This window comes from Sphingomonas sp. Leaf339, assembly GCF_001426195.1.
GTDB lineage: Bacteria > Pseudomonadota > Alphaproteobacteria > Sphingomonadales > Sphingomonadaceae > Sphingomonas.
The window spans coordinates 531,282-548,863 of the sequence record NZ_LMRS01000012.1 but is presented as its reverse complement, the minus strand read 5'-3'; the positions used below and the strand labels follow the sequence as shown (position 1 = coordinate 548,863).

General features: G+C 66.0%; 17 protein-coding genes and 1 tRNA gene. 5 read left to right on the top strand and 13 right to left on the bottom strand.

All coding sequences use genetic code 11. The features are described 5' to 3' along the window. Positions 1–226 precede the first annotated feature (226 nt). Both ASG67_RS09330 and ASG67_RS09325 read left to right on the top strand, forming a co-directional pair. Positions 227–2,092, top strand: a complete 1,866-nt coding sequence (locus ASG67_RS09330) for an ATP-binding protein (protein ID WP_235535128.1) — start codon at positions 227–229, stop codon at positions 2,090–2,092. Between the two features lie 63 nt (positions 2,093–2,155). Further along, complete coding sequence (locus ASG67_RS09325; RefSeq protein WP_056528705.1) at positions 2,156–2,548, top strand: response regulator; 393 nt, start codon at positions 2,156–2,158, stop codon at positions 2,546–2,548. 33 nt (positions 2,549–2,581) lie between these two features. Here the strand turns inward: ASG67_RS09325 and ASG67_RS09320 are convergent, their stop codons facing one another. From ASG67_RS09320 to ASG67_RS09290, 7 genes are all read right to left on the bottom strand, one after another. Continuing rightward, positions 2,582–3,814, bottom strand: coding sequence for an NAD(P)/FAD-dependent oxidoreductase (locus ASG67_RS09320; RefSeq protein WP_056528702.1), 1,233 nt, complete (start codon positions 3,812–3,814; stop codon positions 2,582–2,584). A 455-nt stretch (positions 3,815–4,269) separates the two neighbouring features. After that, positions 4,270–4,344 (bottom strand) — tRNA-Glu (locus ASG67_RS09315). A 68-nt stretch (positions 4,345–4,412) separates the two neighbouring features. Next, positions 4,413–5,786 (bottom strand): class II 3-deoxy-7-phosphoheptulonate synthase, encoded by a 1,374-nt coding sequence (locus ASG67_RS09310; RefSeq protein ID WP_056528699.1) that lies wholly within the window; start codon positions 5,784–5,786, stop codon positions 4,413–4,415. Between the two features lie 83 nt (positions 5,787–5,869). Continuing rightward, positions 5,870–6,073 carry a hypothetical protein gene (locus ASG67_RS09305; protein ID WP_056528696.1) on the bottom strand — a complete coding sequence of 68 codons (204 nt, stop codon included), beginning with the start codon at positions 6,071–6,073 and terminating at the stop codon, positions 5,870–5,872. A gap of 40 nt (positions 6,074–6,113) precedes the next feature. After that, positions 6,114–7,052 carry a D-2-hydroxyacid dehydrogenase gene (locus ASG67_RS09300; protein ID WP_056528693.1) on the bottom strand — a complete coding sequence of 313 codons (939 nt, stop codon included), beginning with the start codon at positions 7,050–7,052 and terminating at the stop codon, positions 6,114–6,116. After that, entirely contained in the window at positions 7,052–8,353 is a 1,302-nt protein-coding gene (locus ASG67_RS09295) for a UDP-glucose dehydrogenase family protein (RefSeq protein ID WP_056528688.1), read from the bottom strand. Before ASG67_RS09295 ends, ASG67_RS09300 begins: the two co-directional genes overlap by 1 nt. Positions 8,354–8,430: 77 nt before the next feature. Beyond that, entirely contained in the window at positions 8,431–8,676 is a 246-nt protein-coding gene (locus ASG67_RS09290; protein WP_156460722.1) for a hypothetical protein, read from the bottom strand. Between the two features lie 89 nt (positions 8,677–8,765). On the opposite strand from ASG67_RS09290, the gene ASG67_RS09285 reads away from it, so the two are divergent. Further along, a complete protein-coding gene (locus tag ASG67_RS09285) occupies positions 8,766–9,755 on the top strand; it encodes a M48 family metallopeptidase (RefSeq protein WP_056528680.1) in 990 nt (329 codons plus the stop codon). On the opposite strand, the gene cysS is transcribed toward ASG67_RS09285, so the two are convergent. The 4 genes from cysS to ASG67_RS09265 all read right to left on the bottom strand — a co-directional run bounded on the left by cysS (position 9,748) and on the right by ASG67_RS09265 (position 14,355). Beyond that, positions 9,748–11,169, bottom strand: coding sequence for a cysteine--tRNA ligase (gene cysS, locus ASG67_RS09280; protein ID WP_056528670.1), 1,422 nt, complete (start codon positions 11,167–11,169; stop codon positions 9,748–9,750). The genes ASG67_RS09285 and cysS overlap by 8 nt on opposite strands. Positions 11,170–11,284: 115 nt before the next feature. After that, the gene (locus tag ASG67_RS09275; protein WP_056528665.1) at positions 11,285–12,214 is read right to left on the bottom strand and encodes an intradiol ring-cleavage dioxygenase; all 930 of its coding nucleotides are present in this window, start codon (positions 12,212–12,214) and stop codon (positions 11,285–11,287) included. Positions 12,215–12,332: 118 nt separating this feature from the next. After that, positions 12,333–13,616 carry an ATP-binding protein gene (locus ASG67_RS19695; protein WP_056528661.1) on the bottom strand — a complete coding sequence of 428 codons (1,284 nt, stop codon included), beginning with the start codon at positions 13,614–13,616 and terminating at the stop codon, positions 12,333–12,335. Next, positions 13,600–14,355 carry a response regulator gene (locus ASG67_RS09265; protein ID WP_056528657.1) on the bottom strand — a complete coding sequence of 252 codons (756 nt, stop codon included), beginning with the start codon at positions 14,353–14,355 and terminating at the stop codon, positions 13,600–13,602. The genes ASG67_RS19695 and ASG67_RS09265 overlap by 17 nt, the downstream gene beginning before the upstream one ends. A 204-nt stretch (positions 14,356–14,559) precedes the next feature. Here ASG67_RS09265 and rpsU point away from each other — a divergent pair, with 204 nt between their 5' ends. Then, complete coding sequence (rpsU, locus tag ASG67_RS09260; protein WP_056528654.1) at positions 14,560–14,766, top strand: 30S ribosomal protein S21; 207 nt, start codon at positions 14,560–14,562, stop codon at positions 14,764–14,766. Between the two features lie 110 nt (positions 14,767–14,876). Beyond that, complete coding sequence (locus tag ASG67_RS09255) at positions 14,877–15,464, top strand: FKBP-type peptidyl-prolyl cis-trans isomerase (protein WP_056528651.1); 588 nt, start codon at positions 14,877–14,879, stop codon at positions 15,462–15,464. Between the two features lie 56 nt (positions 15,465–15,520). On the opposite strand, the gene ASG67_RS09250 is transcribed toward ASG67_RS09255, so the two are convergent. Next, a complete protein-coding gene (locus ASG67_RS09250; RefSeq protein WP_056528645.1) occupies positions 15,521–16,297 on the bottom strand; it encodes a metallophosphoesterase family protein in 777 nt (258 codons plus the stop codon). A 78-nt stretch (positions 16,298–16,375) separates the two neighbouring features. After that, the gene (gene wecB / locus ASG67_RS09245) at positions 16,376–17,500 is read right to left on the bottom strand and encodes a non-hydrolyzing UDP-N-acetylglucosamine 2-epimerase (protein WP_056528643.1); all 1,125 of its coding nucleotides are present in this window, start codon (positions 17,498–17,500) and stop codon (positions 16,376–16,378) included. Positions 17,501–17,582 lie beyond the last annotated feature (82 nt).

Genomic DNA, 17,582 nt, shown 5'->3' with positions numbered 1-17,582 from the left:
GACTCGAGGCAGCGTCCGTGGCGCGCTGGCTCAAGTGGCGGAAGCACTGTCTGATTATCAGCAGGCATTCCAAGTTTTTGAGTATAACAAGAACCAGCGTAGCCAAGCCATCGCCCTAATGCTGATTGCGGCGCTCTATAATGATGGGCGCGACAACAATGCGGCGCTGAAATATTTGGAGCAGGCCACAGATTTGTACCGTGGCGATCCTGGCCTTTTGATCTCAATGCATAACAGCCGCGGGGGGATTCTTCAGGACCTTGGCCGTTATGACGAGGCGGAGGGTCAGTTTCGGCTTGCGGCGCATTATGCTCAACAGATGGGCAGCCCGGCACTGGAAGCGCAGGTGATGCGGAACATCGCGCGCAATCGGCTGAAGGCGGGACAGGTAGGACCAGCCGAACAGGCGGTGCGGCGCAGTCTGGCGCTGTCGTCGGGCACTGAACTGTCGAGTTCACGGCCGCAGTTACTTGCGCTGGCGGCGCAGGCGGCGCTGCAACGTAATCATCTGGCGCAGGCGGCCGAACTGATCGAGCGTAGCTTCGCCAATGTCGACCTCAGCAACACCGCGATAGTCTGGCGAGAGGCCCATGCGACTGCCTATCAAGTGTTTTCGCGGCTGGGCCGCGACGATCTGGCGCTCGCGCATCTCGCTGCCTTGAAGCGCTTGGATGACGAGGCGTTCAAACTCGCCACCACGACTAGTACCTCGTTGATGGCGGCGCGGTTCAATTTCGCCAATCAGGAATTGCGAATTGCGACGCTCAAGACGGAGGAGGCCCAGCGCTCGGTCGCGTTTGAACAGGCGCGAGCGCGGACCGAGCGGCTGATCTTCCTCGGCATAGCGGGCGCGACGGCGGTGGTCATCGCGATGCTGGCGGTCGGTCTCTTCACGCTGCGCCGCAGTCGCAACGAGGTGCGGGCGGCGAACGACGATCTGGCAGATACCAACACGGCCCTGGGCAAGGCGTTGGCGGCGAAGACGGAGTTCCTGGCGACTACCAGCCATGAGATCAGGACGCCGCTGAACGGTATTTTGGGGATGACGCAGGTGATGCTGGCGGATGGGGCGTTGGCGGCGCCGGTGCGGGAACGGGTGTCGGTGGTCCATGGCGCCGGCCTGACCATGCGGGCGCTGGTCGACGATATCCTCGACGTCGCCAAGATGGAGACGGGCAACCTGACGATCGAACAGGCGCCCTTCAACCTGCGCGACACGGTCAACGATGCGTCACGCATGTGGGAGGCGCAGGCGCAGACCAAGGGACTGGCCTTTGACGTGACGCTGGACGAGTGTCCCGGCGCGGTCCTGGGCGATGCGGCGCGGGTGCGGCAGATCGTGTTCAACCTGCTCGCCAATGCGCTGAAGTTCACGGCGACCGGTCGCGTGTCGCTGACCGTCAAGGCGGATGCCGCGCGGCGTACGACAATCATCACCGTGACCGATACGGGCATCGGTATTTCGCCGGACAAGCAGGCGGCGATCTTCGAACTCTTCCGTCAGGCAGATGCCGGCACGACACGGCAATATGGCGGCACCGGGCTGGGGCTGGCGATCTGTCGGAATCTGGCGCGCGCTATGGGTGGGGATGTCGCGGTCGAGAGCTTGCTGGGGGAGGGGGCCAGCTTCATCGTCACGCTGCCCCTGATCGAAGCACCCGTCGAGCAAGCCGCAGTGCCAGCCGCGGCTGCAGTAACCGAATCGGCGCTGCTGGTGCTGGACCGGAACCCGATCACCCGCAGCATGTGGCGCTCGCTGCTCGAACGCCATGCGGGCCGGCTGGTCTTTGCCGGCACGGCGTACGAAGCGGTGGAATTGATCCGGGCCGGATCGATCACGGGTGTCCTGCTGGACGACGGCACGATCAGAAACGATGTCGCGCCAGAGGAGGCGCTGGCCATGGTCGTCGCCGCGGCCACGGACTTCGGAATCGAGACGACACTGCTATGGGCGGCAACCGCCGACATTCCATCGGTGCCGGTGACGCGGATCGTGACCAAGCCGGTGGGGGGCGCGACGTTGGTATCCGCATTGTTTTCGGCCAGAGGCGACGAGCCGAGCGATACGTCGCTTGTGTCGCACGCGGCATAGGGCTTAAATGCTGACCATGAGGTACAGGTTTCCGCAACGTCCACCGGGCGTGGCGACAGTCCCATGAACGTTCTCTTCATCGAGGACGATCGCATGAACAGGCGGGTGGTGCGCGACATGCTCGGCGTCGCGGGCGCCGTCATGGCCGAAGCCGAAAGCGCCGAGGAGGGCCTGACCCGAATCGACGAGGGGGATTATCAGGTCATCCTCATCGACCTGCGCATGCCTGGCATGGATGGCATCACCGCGATCGGCCATATCCGGTCGCGCGGCGACGACAAGGGCAGGGTGCCGATCATCGTCGTGACGGCGGATACCGCGCTCGATCTGCGCGCTCGCTGTCTGGCGGCGGGTGCGGACGATGTCATCTTCAAACCGGTGGCGATGGACGATCTGTTCGAGGCAATGGGTAAAGTATTGGCCAAGGGTGCCGAGGGTGGCGGCGTGATCGCCTGACGGCCGGATCGGCGGCTAGTCCGCCGATCGACATCATCCTTGGACCATGTCCTTCAGCGCGACGTCCGCGTCGGCCAACACCGCCGGATCGATCGCTGCGCGTTCGACCACCAGTTTGCGGCCCTGTACATAGTCCTTCATCCGTCCGACGCTGTCGATCGCGATGACGTGCCCTTCGCGCAAATACACGATCGAGAAACTGCGGCTGGCCGGATCACCACGCGTCACTGCCGTGTCGAAGCCGGTCGATAGGCCGACGGTCTGGAGCTTCAGGTCGTACTGGCTAGACCAGAACCACGGAACCGCATCATAGGGTTTGGTATCGGCGCCGACGATCGCGCGGGCCGCGACGTTTGCCTGGTCGTTGGCGTTCTGCACCGATTCCAGTCGGATCCAGTTGCCGCCGGCGAATCCATTGGCGTGGAGCGCACAGTCACCGATCGCGAACACATCGGGCAGGCTGGTGCGGCAGAGTCCATCGACCTCAACCCCGTTGCCACCCACCGCGCCGGCGGCGAGCAGCGGTTCGACCGCGGGGCTGATGCCGATGCCGACGATCACCATGTCGGCGGGCAGCACGCCGCCATCGGCAAGCGCGACGCCCGTGACCTTCTCGCCATCGCCGACGAGGCTTTGGACGCCAACGCCCAGCCTGACCTCGACGCCGTGCGCGCGATGCTCGGCCTCGAAGAAGCGCGACAGCGTTTCGCCGGCGACCCGCGCCAATACCCGGTCGAGCGCTTCAAGGATGGTTACGTGCTTGCCGAACTTCGACATCGCCGATGCCGCCTCCAGCCCGATATAGCCGCCACCGATCACGACGACGCGGTCGGTGGTGGCCAGTTCGGCCTCCAGCCGGTCGACATCCTGGCGGGTGCGGATGCCGTGGACCCCGGCGAGATCGGCGCCGCCGCACGACAGCCGTCGTGGCGCGCCGCCGGTCGCCCAGACGAGCGTGCCATAGCCCAACGTCCTGCCATCGTGCGTCGTCACGGTCTTCGCCGCCGGATCGACGGCGGTAACGCGCCGGTTCATCAGGATCGCGATATCGCGTTCCTCCCAGAAAGCGGGCTGCCGGATCAGGATGCGTTCGAACGGCTTGTCCCTGGAAAGGTATTCCTTCGACAAGGGCGGCCGTTCATATGGATAGTCGTTCTCTTCCGTCACCATCGTGACCGAGCCGGTGAAGCCGATCTGCCGGAGCATCATCGCACATTGCGCCCCGGCATGGCCCGCACCGACGATCAGAACATCGTGAAAGGGCATGGGCGGGTCCTCGATCAGCGGGTGACAGATATAGAACAGGCGACGCGGCGGATTACGCCAAGTGCGCGGGCCGCTACATACCCGCGTCCGGAACGGAGTACGACCTTGGCATAACTGGCTGGCAAAGTCCGCTAGGTGGGCAAGATCTCAGGAATAAGCGTCGGTGCAGCGGACGCTTCCCGATATCGATGTGGCTTTCGCCTGGTCGATCAGCCGATCAATGATCCGTACCAAAGCCGCCTCGAAAAACTCTTACGGTGCTGCCGCCTTGCCCACGACGATATGCGTCGGTCGCCCGATAACCCTGTGAGCCAGCGTCTGGCCGAAACGGATCTGGGCTTCATTCCAGCACGGGCATCCAATATCCAAGCAACGGCTGAATGTCGCGCAGGCCAAAATCAAGAAGATCGATGTTTTTGATGATCCGCCCTGGCCCAAGCCATCGGCGCCATCACTGGTGACCCCTACGAGAATCGAACTCGTGCTTACGCCGTGAGAGGGCGTCGTCCTAACCGCTAGACGAAGGGGCCGTATGCAGTGGAAGCGGGCGTTTATCCGGGGGCGGGGCCGCCGTCAAGCGGCCCCGCCGGATAAAGCGTCAGGCGGCGACGAGCCGGCGCTCAGCCATTTCGGCATTGAGCATTTCGGCCAGCAGGAACGCCAGCTCCAGGCTCTGGCCGGCGTTCAGGCGCGGGTCGCAATGCGTGTGGTAGCGGTCGGCCAGCGATTGCTCGGTCACGTCGACGGCGCCGCCGGTACATTCGGTCACGTTCTGGCCGGTCATCTCGGCATGGATGCCGCCGGCATGCGTGCCCTCGGCGCGGTGGACGGCGAAGAAGCCGCGCACCTCGGCCAGGATGCGGTCGAACGGCCGCGTCTTGTAACCGGTCGTCGCCTTTACCGTGTTGCCGTGCATCGGGTCGCAACTCCACACCACCGGATGCCCTTCACGCGTCACCGCGCGCACGAGGCGGGGCAAATGCGCCTCGATCTTGTCATAGCCATAGCGGGTGATGAGCGTCATCCGGCCCGGCACGCGGCCGGGGTTCAGCGTGTCGAGCATGCGCAGCAGCGCATCCGGCTCCAGGCTGGGGCCGCACTTCACGCCGATCGGGTTGCCGATGCCGCGCAGGAATTCGACATGGGCCGATCCCTCGAACCGGGTGCGGTCGCCGATCCACAGGAAGTGCGCGGACGTGTCGTACCAGTCGCCGGTCAGTGAATCCTGCCGGGTCAGCGCCTGTTCGAACGGCAGCAGCAGCGCTTCGTGGCTGGTGTAGAAATGCGTCTGCGCCAGCTGCGGCACGGTTTCGGGGTCGATCCCGCATGCCGCCATAAATTCCAGCGCTTCGCCGATCCGGTCGGCGGTTTCGGCATATTTCTTCGTCCACGGGCTGCGGCCCATGAAGTCGTGCGTCCAGCGATGCACCTGATGCAGGTTCGCATAGCCGCCCTGCGCGAAGGCGCGCAGCAGGTTCAGCGTCGCGGCACCCTGCGCATAGGCACGGATCATCCGCTGCGGATCGGGATGCCGCGATTCGGGGGTGAAGGCGATGTCGTTCACGTTGTCGCCGCGATAGGATGGCAATTCGACGCCATCGATCGTCTCGGTCGGGGTCGAACGCGGCTTGGCGAACTGGCCCGCCATCCGGCCGACCTTCACCACCGGCAGCTTCGATGCCCAGGTCAGCACGACCGCCATCTGCAGGATGACGCGGAACGTATCGCGGATGTTGTTCGCGCTATGCTCGGCGAAGCTCTCGGCGCAATCGCCACCCTGCAACAGGAAGCCGCGGCCCGCGGCTACTTCGCCCAGCTCGCGCGTCAGGCTGCGCGCCTCGCCGGCGAACACCAGCGGCGGATAGGTGGCGAGCGTGTCGGTGGCGGCGGTCAGCGCCGCCGTGTCGGGATATTCGGGCATCTGGCGCGCCTCGGCGGCGGTCCAGCTATCGGGGGCCCAGTTGGCAGCCATAATGTCCTCGCTTAATCGCGACGGGCCATGCGCCAATTCGGGTCGGTTCGCAATCGTTCCGATACGCGCGTCAGGCGTGGACTCTAGACGTGGACAACGCGACCATTGAGGATACCGGTCATGTGCAGCCGCGCGCCGGGCTGGAGGATCACGTCACCGCCGACGATGCCACCCAGGCGCAGCAGACAACCCGGATTCACCGTCACGTTACCGTTGACGATGCCGCCCAGATCGGTGTCGTGATCGACGACGACGGATTCGTTGATGATCCCGGCGATGTTTTCCATGACCGCTTCCTCCTGACGTCGATAAACGTCTGAAGAACCGTCAGTATCCCGCATCCAGATCGACTTCATTGCGTAACGGCCGGCCCTCCTGCCACGCGGTCAGGTTCTCCAGGAACAGCGTCGCGCCGCGCTGGAACATGGTATTCTGGCTGCGGCCGGACAGGTGCATCGTCAGCAGCGTGTTGGGGGTGTGCCACAACGGGTGGTCGGCCGGCAGCGGTTCGGGCTGGGTGGGATCGAGGATCGCACCGCCGATCCGCCGCTCGTTCAGCGCGGCGACCAGCGCGTCGTCGTCGATCATGTTGCCGCGCGCCATGTTCACGATCCAGCTGCCCGGCTTCATCGCCGCTAGTTCGTCTGCGCCGATCATCGCGCGGGTGTCACCGGTGGAGGGCGCCGCCAGGATCACCCAGTCCGTCTCGCCCAGTCGCGCCCGCCATACGTCGGGCGTCAGCGTGCCGTCGCGACCCGACCGCGTCACACCGGTCACTTCGACACCGAACGCCGCCAGCCGCTCGCCGATCAAGTGGCCGATCGCGCCGTATCCGATCACCAGCGCGCGTGTACCGGGCAGTTCGATCTTGCCGGGCGCATCGCGGGGCCATTCTTGCCGGTCATAGGCGCGGACGACCTCGTCCAGGCGCTTCGCCGCAACCAGCACCGCCATCACCGCATATTCGGCGACCGTCACTGCGTTGATGCCGGCGCCGTTCGTCACGGTCACGCCCCGCTCGCGCAGCAGGTCGAGGGGGAAGGCGTCGAGCCCGGCATAGATCGTCGATACCCAGCGCAGCGCCGGTCCGCTCGCCCGGATGGCGTCGGCGACCAGTTCGGTCGGTTGCATATCGACCCACGCGATCTCCGCCTCGGCGATCCCCGCCTTTGCCTCGTCTGGCGTGGCAAACCACGTCACGCTTACATCGGCGGGCAGATGCGGTTCGAGCAGCGGCCGCGCCGCCGCCGGCAGCACGGCACGCATCAGCGACCGACCGCGGTATAGGCGAAACCCACCTGCGCGGCGGCCTCTCGGCGATAGATGTTGCGCAGATCGACCAGCACGTCGCCCGCCATCACGCCCTTCAACCGCTTCAGGTCGATCGCCCGGAACGCATCCCATTCGGTCACGATCACCACCGCGTCGGCACCCGTCGCCGCCTCGTACGGATCGCTGCAATAGGTCAGGTCGGGCATCACCTGTTTCGCCTGCTCCGTCCCCTCTGGATCGTGCGCGCGCACTGACACGCCGGCATCGGCCAGCGCGGTGGCGATCGCGATGCTGGGCGCGTCGCGCATGTCGTCGGTGTTGGGCTTGAACGTCAGACCCAGCAGCGCGACCGTCTTGCCGCGCGGGTGCTCGCCCAGCGTGGCCAGCACCTTGCGGCCCATCGCCCGCTTGCGGCTGTCGTTCACCTTCACCACCGCCTCGACGATGTGGACCGGGCTTTCGAAATCCTCGGCGGTCTTCAACAGCGCGAGTGTGTCCTTGGGGAAGCACGACCCGCCATAGCCGGGGCCGGCGTGCAGGAACTTGCGGCCGATCCGGTTGTCCAGGCCGATGCCGCGCGATACGTCCTGCACATCGGCGCCCACCGCCTCGCACAGGTCGGCGATCTCGTTGATGAAGGTGATCTTGGTCGCCAGGAACGCGTTGGCGGCGTATTTCGTCAGTTCGGATGTGCGCCGGCTGGTAAACAGGATCGGGTTGTCGTTGATGTAAAGCGGGCGATACACCTCGCGCATCACCGCGCGGGCGCGTTCGTCGTCGGTGCCGATCACGACGCGGTCCGGCCGCTTGAAATCGCCGATCGCGGCACCCTCGCGCAGGAATTCGGGGTTGGAAACAACCGCGACGTCGATCTCCGGCCGCTTCTCGCGCAGGATACGCTCCACCTCGTCGCCGGTGCCGACGGGCACGGTCGATTTGGTCACGACCACGATGGGGCCGGTCAGCGCGCCCGCGATCTCCTCGGTCGCCGCATAGACATAGGACAGGTCGGCATGGCCATCGCCCCGCCGGGACGGCGTACCGACGCCGATGAAGATCGCATCCGCACCCGCCACCGCCTCGGTCAGGTCGGTGGTGAATATCAGCCGCCCGGCCGCGACGTTCGACGCGACCAGTTGCTCCAGCCCGGGCTCGTAGATCGGCATCCGCCCGGCCTGCAGCGCCGCGATCTTGCCGGCATCCTTGTCGACGCACACCACGTCATGCCCGAAATCGGCGAAGCACGCCCCCGATACCAGGCCGACATAGCCCGAGCCGATCATCACGATACGCATGGTCGTGGCACTTTCCGTTGCAGGATGGGGAAGACCGGTCCTCTATCCATCGGAGCCGGTATTGCCAGTGACGGGCGTCACCGACCGCTGTTGTAATCCTTGATCCCGCGCAACCGCCGGCGGCGGCTGGCCCGGCGTTTCAGCGTGACCCACGCGAAGATGCTGCCGCCCACGGCGCATACGGCGATCAGGCCAAAGGCTATCAACAGTCGCGATTCCACAGACTTTTCCCGGTATTGCTGGCATCGATCGGCCGGACAAAGAACCATGCGATAGGTACGGCGCGATAGGGCGCTGATCGCGGGTCCGTCGGTCGACGCCATCGTCATTAAATTACCGGTTAGCGTAAACAATGGGGCCATTTGACACAAGTCGGCTGCGCTGGCGGAGCCGGGCGGCTATGGGCGGCGGCATGAAACGCTCGTTCCTGTTTGCCGCCGGCACCCTGATCGCCGTCGCCGCGCCCGCTTCCGCGCAGCAGATCGACGCCGCCGGATACGAGGCGTTACGCGGTATCGATCTGCGGCTGGCGACGATCGGCCACCGGCTGGTCACCGCCAACGCACCGCTGTGCCGCGACCTGCAACCCGCAACCGGCGCCGTCGTCCACGCGATCGATCAATACGACACCGGCTCGCGCGTCGCCGCTAGGCAGGTCTTTGCCTTCACCACGACGGTTTCGATCGAGGGCGTCGTGCCAGATGGCCCCGCCGCCAAGGCCGGGCTGCTCGCCAATGACGGCATCGTTGCGGTCGCCGACCGGCCGATGCCGACGCCCGCCGATCCGAAAGCGACCAGCGCCGCCACCCGCGACGCCGCGCTGGCGATCATCGCCGCGCAGCCGGTCGGTACGCCGATGCGCTGGCGCGTGTCGCGCGGGGGCGCCGAGCGCACGCTGGCCGTCACCGCCCCGGCCGGCTGCCGATCCTCGTTCGAGGTGATGCTCGGCCCGAAGATGGAGGCGTCGTCCGACGGCCGGGTCATTCAGATCGGCGTCCGCTTCTTCGAACGCTATACCGACGAACAGGTCGCGGCCGTCGTCGCGCATGAGCTCGCCCACACCATTCTGCGCCACCGCTCGCGGTTGGAGGCGGCGGGTGTCAAATGGGGGTTGCTCGCGGAATTCGGCCGCAACGGTCGCCTGTTCCGCCGGACGGAGGAGGAAGCCGACCTCGTCGGCGCCGCGCTGATGCGTAACGCCGGGTACGATCCGCAGGTGGCGGTGCAGTTCTGGCGCGACCATGGCGGCGACGTCGACGGCGGCCTGTTCCGCAGCCGCACGCATCCGTCGTCCAGGGCCCGCGCCGACGCGATCGCGGCGGAGGTGGCAAAGATGCCCGCCGACCGCGTTACCCTCTACCGCCCGCCGCTGCTCGACACCCGCGACCAGCCGCTCAGCTAAGGCGCCAGTCCCAGCCGATCGAGTCGCCGTCCATCACCTCGACCCCCGCCGCCGCCAGCTCGTCGCGGATCGCGTCCGACCGGGCGAACTCCTTCGCCGTCCGCGCCTCGCGCCGTTCCGCCAGCCGGATGGCGATCCCGTCCCCGTCGATCGTCGCCGATGCCGGCCGCACCCGCAGCGCCTCGCGCGTCAGCGTCGCCAGCCCCAATCCCAGCACCGCATCGAAATCGGCCAGCGCCGCCAGCCGGTCGGCCGGCGACACGCGCTTGTCCGCCAGCAGTTCGTCGAGCGCGGTCAGCGCGCGCGGCGTCGCCAGATCGTCGCACACCGCCACATCCAGCCGCTCGCGATATTCGGCCGCGCTGCCCGCCGACGCGACCGGCGGCCGCGTCTTCAGCGTCCCAACCGCCTGCACCAGCCGCTTCAGCCGCGTCTGCGCGGCGGCCAGTCCCTCCCACGAGAACTCCATTTCCGACCGGTACTGCGCCTGCAGGCACATCATCCGATAGGACAGCGGGTGGAAACCGCGGTCGACCAGCGTCTGCAAGCGCATGAACTCACCCGACGACTTCGACATCTTCGTGTCACGAAGTACCAGGAAGTTGTTGTGAAGCCAGTAATTCGCGCCCGTGTCGGCGGTGCCGCTCATCGCCTGATTCTGGGCGATTTCGTTGGGGTGGTGGATCTCGCGATGGTCGATGCCGCCGGTATGGATGTCGAACCGCTCGCCCAGATAGGCGCGGCTCATCACCGAGCATTCCAGATGCCAGCCCGGCGCGCCGCGGCCCCAGGGCGAGTCCCATTCCATCTGCCGGTTCTCGCCCGGTGCGGAGGTGCGCCAGATCGCAAAGTCCTCCGCCTGCCGCTTGCCCTCGACCGCGTCGATCCGGCCTTCGCGCTCATCCATCCCAGCGCGCGCCAACCGGCCATAGTCGGGCACCGTCGCCGTATCGAAGTACAAGCCGTCGGGCAGGCGATAGCAATGCCGCGCCTCGATCGCCTGCCCCCATGCGATCATACCCTCGACATGCTCGGTCGCCAGCGGAAAGCGGCTGGGGTCGTCGATGTTCAGGTCGCGCAGATTTTGCTTGAAGGCATCGGTATAATGCCTTGCGATCGCCCAGATATCCTGACCGCTCGCCTTGGCCGCTGCCTCCATCTTGTCGTCGCCGGCATCCGCATCCGATGTCAGGTGGCCGACATCGGTGATGTTGATGACATGCGTCAGCGGCCACCCCTTCCACCGCAGCACGCGCGACAGCGTGTCGGTGAACACATAGGCGCGCAGATTGCCGATATGCGCATAGTTATAGACCGTCGGCCCGCACGAATAGACGCGCACATTGTCGGGATCGATCGGTTCGAACGGCTCCATCGCGCGTGACAGGCTGTTGAAGAGGGTGAGCTTGGCCATGCCGCTGCCTTAGCCGCGCAAGCGGCGGCCCGCCAAGGGGGCCCCGACCGGCGGAGGAGTCCGGCCGGGGCGGCGCGGCGACAGGGGGGAGCGCCGCGCATCTCGTGAAACTGGGTTACCGGGCGATGCCGATCAGCGCCGTCGCCGTATAGCCCGCGCTGGGGCTTCCGGTGAAAACAGGCGTCTGTTGCGTGACTTGCGCCGCGGTGTTGTCACCGAAGATGCCGTCGCTCGACAGTGATACCCGCGAAAATCGCGTCGCGCTGCCGGCGTAGGTCGTCGTGTCGGCGAAGACGGCGGTGCAGATTGCCGCCGGCATCGCCAGTTGCGAGGTGAGCACAGAATATCGTCCGCCCAGCGCGTTCGACAGGCTGGAAAACACCTCGAAATGCATATGTGGCCAGCGCCCGTCGTAACAGGCGGGGAAGATGGTAGTGAACGTCACCTGCCCGTTAGCATCCGTCACCTGCACGCCGCGCAGATAACTTTCCGACGCGGCGCTGCCGTACAGCGAATAATTGCCGCTCCGGTCACAATGCCACAGATAGACGGCATAGCCGGCCAAGGGTGCGCAGGTCGCGTTCACGTTGACGACGGTCAGGGTGATCGTCACCGGCACGCCCGTCGCGACCGTGGTGGTCGATACGAAGCTGGGGCGGATATCGCTCCTGACCACGCCGTTGACGGTCAGCACGTTGGACGTCGCCCCGGATGACGTGTTGGTGCCGTCCGCAGGATAGGGCCCGGCGGTTTCGGTCGGATCGACCACGCAACACATCGTCGCGGTGGCCGTCGTCGTGGGCGTCGGGGTCTGCGTGGCGGTGGTGGCTGTCGCGGTCGGCGTCGGTGTCGTGCCGCTGACCACGCTGACGCTGGACGACGCATCGCTGCTACCGCTGCCGCCGCATCCGGCCACCATGGCGGCGGTGCCGGCGCCGGCGAACCATTTCAGCGCGCGGCGACGGGCAACCATCGCCTGCATCAGCTTCATGTCTTCGGCCAGGCTGTGCCCGTGCTCCGGCTCGTTCAGATGGTGGTCGGTCATGGCGGCGTGTCCCCCTATACTGATGGGTATCTTGATGGACCGGCTTCTCGCCGCGCCGTGTCACCGGGATATGTCCGCCGATCGTCTTATTGTTACGCCATGTGTCAGTCGGCTTGCGTCAGCCAGCGAGCGGCAGGGTCACGCGGGCGCGGGCGCCGGTCGGGCCATTCTCCAACACTGCCTCGCCACCATGCCGGTTCGCGATCGACCGCACGATGGCCAGCCCCAGCCCGGTGCCGCCCGTGGCCCGATTGCGCGAGGGATCACCGCGCACAAAGGGTTCGAACAACCGCTCCACGGTCGCGGGGTCGATGCCGGGGCCGTGGTCGTCCACCGTCACCTCCACATTGCCCCAGGTCACATGCCAGCCGATCGTTGCCTGCTCGCCATAACGGATCGCATTCTCCAGCAGATTGGTGAACAACCGGCGCAAGGCTGGGGAATCGCCGCGTATTACCGCGCGGCGCCCGGCGACGATCGTCACCGGCGCGCCGGCATCGGCCATGTCGTCGATCAGGCTTTCGATCAGGCTGCCCAGATCGAGCCGGGGTGTGATGTCGCTGGTCTCGTCGCGCGCGAAGGCGAGGGCGGCGGCGATCATCGCGCGCATTTCGGCGAGGTCGGCGGCGGCGCGATCGCGCGACGCCTCGGGCAATTGCTCGACCCGGAACGACAGTCGCGACAGGGGAGTGCCCATGTCGTGCGCGATTGCCGCCAGCATCGTCGTGCGTCCCGCCGCATGCGCCGCCAGCCGCGCGTGCATCGCCGCGACCGCGCCCGACAGCACGCGCACCTCGCGCGCGCCGCCGCTGGGCAGGGTGGGCAGCGTGGTGCCCGCCCGTGCCTGCTCCGCCGCCCGCGCCACTTCGGCGAGGGGTCGCGAGATTGCCCGCGCCAGCGCCCAGGCGGGCACCGCCAGCGCCATGATCGCGATCAACATCGCCGCCAGCGTTTTCATATGCCATGGCGCCAGAAACGGGCTCGGCGTCTCGACCACGCGCCATTCGCCATTCGTCCGCCAGGCCAGTACGAAGTCGCGGCCGAATGGGCTGCGTTCCAGGTCCAGTGGGCGCATGGTGAAGGCCGCGACGTCGCTCACCGGCACACCCAGTTCGGCGGCCAGCCCACGCGCGGCGGCGGGATCGGGGTGAAAACGGCCGCCGGGCGACGGCACGTCGGCCTGTCGATCGAACGCCAACCGCGACTCGACATTGGGCGGTGCCGCGCCGGTCCGCAGCATCTGCGCCACGGTGGACGCGGCGCCCGATGCCATGCGCGGTGGCGGGCCGTTGAAGGTGACGATGAAGATTACCAGCGTGGCGACCACCACCGACACGATCACCAGCGCGAAGATCGGCCACGCGATCGATCGCGTGCGCAACGGATCAGCGAAGCTCGACATCGGCCGCGAACATATAGCCTTCGTTGCGGACGGTGCGGATCAGGTCGTCGCCGGTGCGGCCGTCCTGCCGGGCCAGCTTGCGGCGCAATCGGCTGACCTGCACGTCGATGGCTCGATCGAAATGTTCGGCATTGGCGCCACGCGATTGATCCAGCAGGAAATCCCGCGTCAGCACGCGGCGAGGATGATCGACGAACGCCATCAGTAACCGGAACTCGCCATCGGACAGGTTGATGACCACCTCGTCGGGATCGAACAATTGCCGCGCCTGCGGATCGAGGCGCCAGCCGGCGAACCGTTGCAAGCGCCGCGCGGTGGGCACCGCCACCAGCCGCGGTTCGCTGCGCTCTCCCTGCCGGCGCAGCACCGACCGGATGCGCGCCAGCAATTCGCGGGGATTGGCGGGCTTGGCGACATAATCGTCCGCGCCCATTTCCAGCCCGACGATACGGTCGACCTCTTCGCCGATCACCGACAGGATGATGATCGCCGGGGCCGTTGCCCGGTCCATCGATCGCAGAATGGCCAGTCCGTCCTCGCCCGGCATCATCACGTCCAGCACGATCAGCGCATAGCTGTGGCGGTTCAGCGCCGCGCGCATCGCCGCCCCGTCTTGGGCGGTATCGACGACATAGCCGTGCGTGGCCAGGAACTGCGCCGTCAGTTCGCGGATGCCGGGATCGTCATCGACGATGAGAAGGCGGGTTTCCAGATCCAGGGTGTCGGCCAGTTGGTGCATGGGAAAACGATGGTTCGCTTGAGTATCGCTCGCATTGCAATGCTGCAACATACGTCATTTAGACGACCGGTGTGGCGTCAGGGCAACAGGTGCGCGACGGAGTCGCTTCGGGTTGTCAAGAAGGGGGTCGCGATGCTAAGCGCCCGGCCAACACGGCTGGGACTAGTTCCGCGGCCGCTTTATCCATTGGAGCCGATTCGGTTTATGCAGATCATCGTCCGTGACAACAATGTCGACCAAGCCCTCCGCGCGCTGAAGAAAAAGCTGCAGCGGGAAGGCGTCTATCGCGAGATGAAGCTGCGTCGCCATTACGAGAAGCCGTCGGAAAAGCGTGCGCGCGAGCGTGCGGCCGCCGTCAGTCGCTCGCGCAAGGTTGAGCGCAAGCGCCTGGAGCGTGACGGCGCGCGGTGATTCCGGCTTATGCCCGCGCGCGTAGCGTGGGCGTGACTTTAGAGACTTTCCATCAGGTGGTGGCGATCGGATCGACGTCCGGCCCCGCATCCAGCATGTCAGGTGCTTCCATGTCGACCATCACCGCCGTACCGATTCGCCCGGTCAATCGCCGCTACCTCGTCTATATCTGGATCGGCCTGGCGCTGGCGGCGATCGCCGCGTTCGTGCTGGCCCAGCAGGGTGACGATTTCCTGACGCGCAACGCGCGGGCCAAAGGCGTGATGACGACGGCGTCCGGTCTTCAGTACAAGGTGCTGGAGCCGGGCCAGCGCGGCGCGCCGAAGCCAACCGACGCCGACGTCGCGCTCATCAATTACGAGGGCAAGTTGCTGAACGGCACCACCTTCGACAAGTCGCAACAGCCGACGCCGATGCCCGTGGCGCAGGTCGTCCCCGGCTTCTCCGAAGCGCTGAAGCTGATGCCTAAGGGCGCGAAGTATCGCATCTGGATCAAGCCGAGCCTCGGTTACGGCGACAAGGCTTCCGGCCCGATCCCGGCTAATTCGACGCTGGCGTTCGATGTCGAACTGATCGACTTCCTGCCCGAAGCGCAGGTTCGCCAGATGCAGATGCAGCAGCAGATGATGCAGGGCGGCGGCGCGGCGGGTGGCATGCCCGGTGGCGTTCCTGGCAGCATCCCGGTTCCACCGCGCTGATCCGCTCCCGGCGATGATGTGATAACCGGCCGCCCGTAAGGCGGCCGGTTCGCGTTTCAGCCCTCGGTGGTGCGCGGTGTTTGCAACACCCAGCGATCGGTGCCTTCCAGCCCGATCGCGCTCAGCACGCCGGTGACATAGGCGCCGGTATCGATGCCGATGCGCGCAGGCGTCTGTTCGACATCGTTGGTGATGGTATGGCCGTGGACGATCATCTGTTCCAGCGGCTTGCGTGAAGAGATGAACGGTTCGCGCATCCATCGCAGGTCGGATCGCGACTGCTCCGCCAGCGGCAGGTCGGGTCGCACGCCGGCATGGACGAAGGTGTAATCGCCGATCGAGATCAGGTCCTCGAACCCTTCGAGAAAGGCGCGATGCTCGGCCGGAACGGTTCGCTCCAGCAATTCCTGCAGTTCGGTAAAGCCCAGACCATTATAGGTCTCGTCATCGATGCCATAGCTGATCGCGGTTTCCCGCCCGCCAACGCGACAGAACATGCGTAGCGATTTGTCCTCGCCGTCCAGCGTCTTCAGGAATATCTCTTCGTGATTGCCATACAGGAACCGGGTGGTTGGCCGCTCGGTGGCCAATCGCATCAGGCGGTCGATGACGCCGGCCGAATCGGGACCACGATCGACCAGATCGCCGACGAAGATCAACACGGTATCCGCCTCGCCGCGTTCCGCTTCATCGGCGGCGATCAGGTCAAGCAATTGCTCCAGCTGGATCAGGCAGCCATGAATATCACCGATCGCATAGACGCGCTGTCCCGGCGGTACGGCAGTAGCGACCGCACCCTTGCGGGCGCCGCGGACGAACAATTTACGGAGCATAGATGAGGTCCCAGGGTCAGGGGCCTATAAACTTCACGCTGCGCCGCCGCAACCTCGTGTGCCATGCGGCTCAATCACTTAGACAGCAGCCACCACCAGATCGGCGATTCGCGCCGCCGCATGACCATCCCCGAACGGACTATGTGCCCGCGCCATCCGCGCATACGCGGTCTCATCGTCCATCAGATCGGTCACCGCCGCGACTATGCGATCCGCATCGGTGCCGACGAGCCGCGCCGTGCCGGCCACGATCCCCTCGGGCCGCTCGGTCGTTTCCCGCATGACGAGCACCGGCTTGCCGAACGCGGGCGCTTCCTCTTGCACGCCACCCGAATCGGTCAGGACGATATGCGCGCATTCCAGCGCACGGACGAAATGCGGATAATCGAGCGGCGCCACCCTGATGATGTTCGGTGCCTCACCCAACACGGCGTCCATCGGGCCGGTGACCTGCGGATTGGGGTGAACCGGAAAAAGGACCGCGACATCTTTTCGTTCAGCGATCCGCCGGATCGCCGTCGCGATCGATGCCATACCCTCGCCGAAATTCTCCCGCCGGTGCGTTGTGACCAGCACGATGCGCCGACCGCCGATCTGCGCCAAAACGGGATCGAGCCCCGCCGCCAGCGACGGCATGGCGGCGATCCGGTCGCGCATCCAGTGGAGCGCGTCGATCACCGTATTGCCCGCCACATGGACCGTCGTCGGATCAATCGTCTCCGCGATCAGCGCCGCCGCCGCCGTATTGGTAGCCGCCCAGTGATGCTGCGTGATCCGCCCGATCATCCGCCGATTCGCCTCTTCAGGGCACGGATGCCGCAGATCGCCGGAACGCAGCCCCGCCTCGACATGCCCGACGGGAATGCCCCGGTAATGCGCCGTCAGCGCGCCGACAAAGGCGGTGGTGGTATCGCCCTGGACGATGACGAGATCGGCCCGTTCCGCATCCATCACCCGGCCTAGTGCCACGACCATCCGCGCGGTCAGCTCATCCAGGCTCTGTCCGGCCGCCATCAGGTCCAGATCGATATCCGGCACCAGATCGGCGATCGCCATCACTTGATCCAGCAACCCGCGATGCTGGCCGGTGACGCAGATCCGCACGGTCAATTCCGGCCGCGCGGACAGGGCACGGATCACCGGAAACAGCTTGATCGCTTCGGGCCGTGTACCCAACACGACGAGAATCCTGCGCTGCACCATGGTTTTCGGCGATAGAGGATTGCTGTTTAACAAGAGCTCAACATAGGAGAGTTAGAGGGCAGCCGCGGAGCGCGGGTGCACC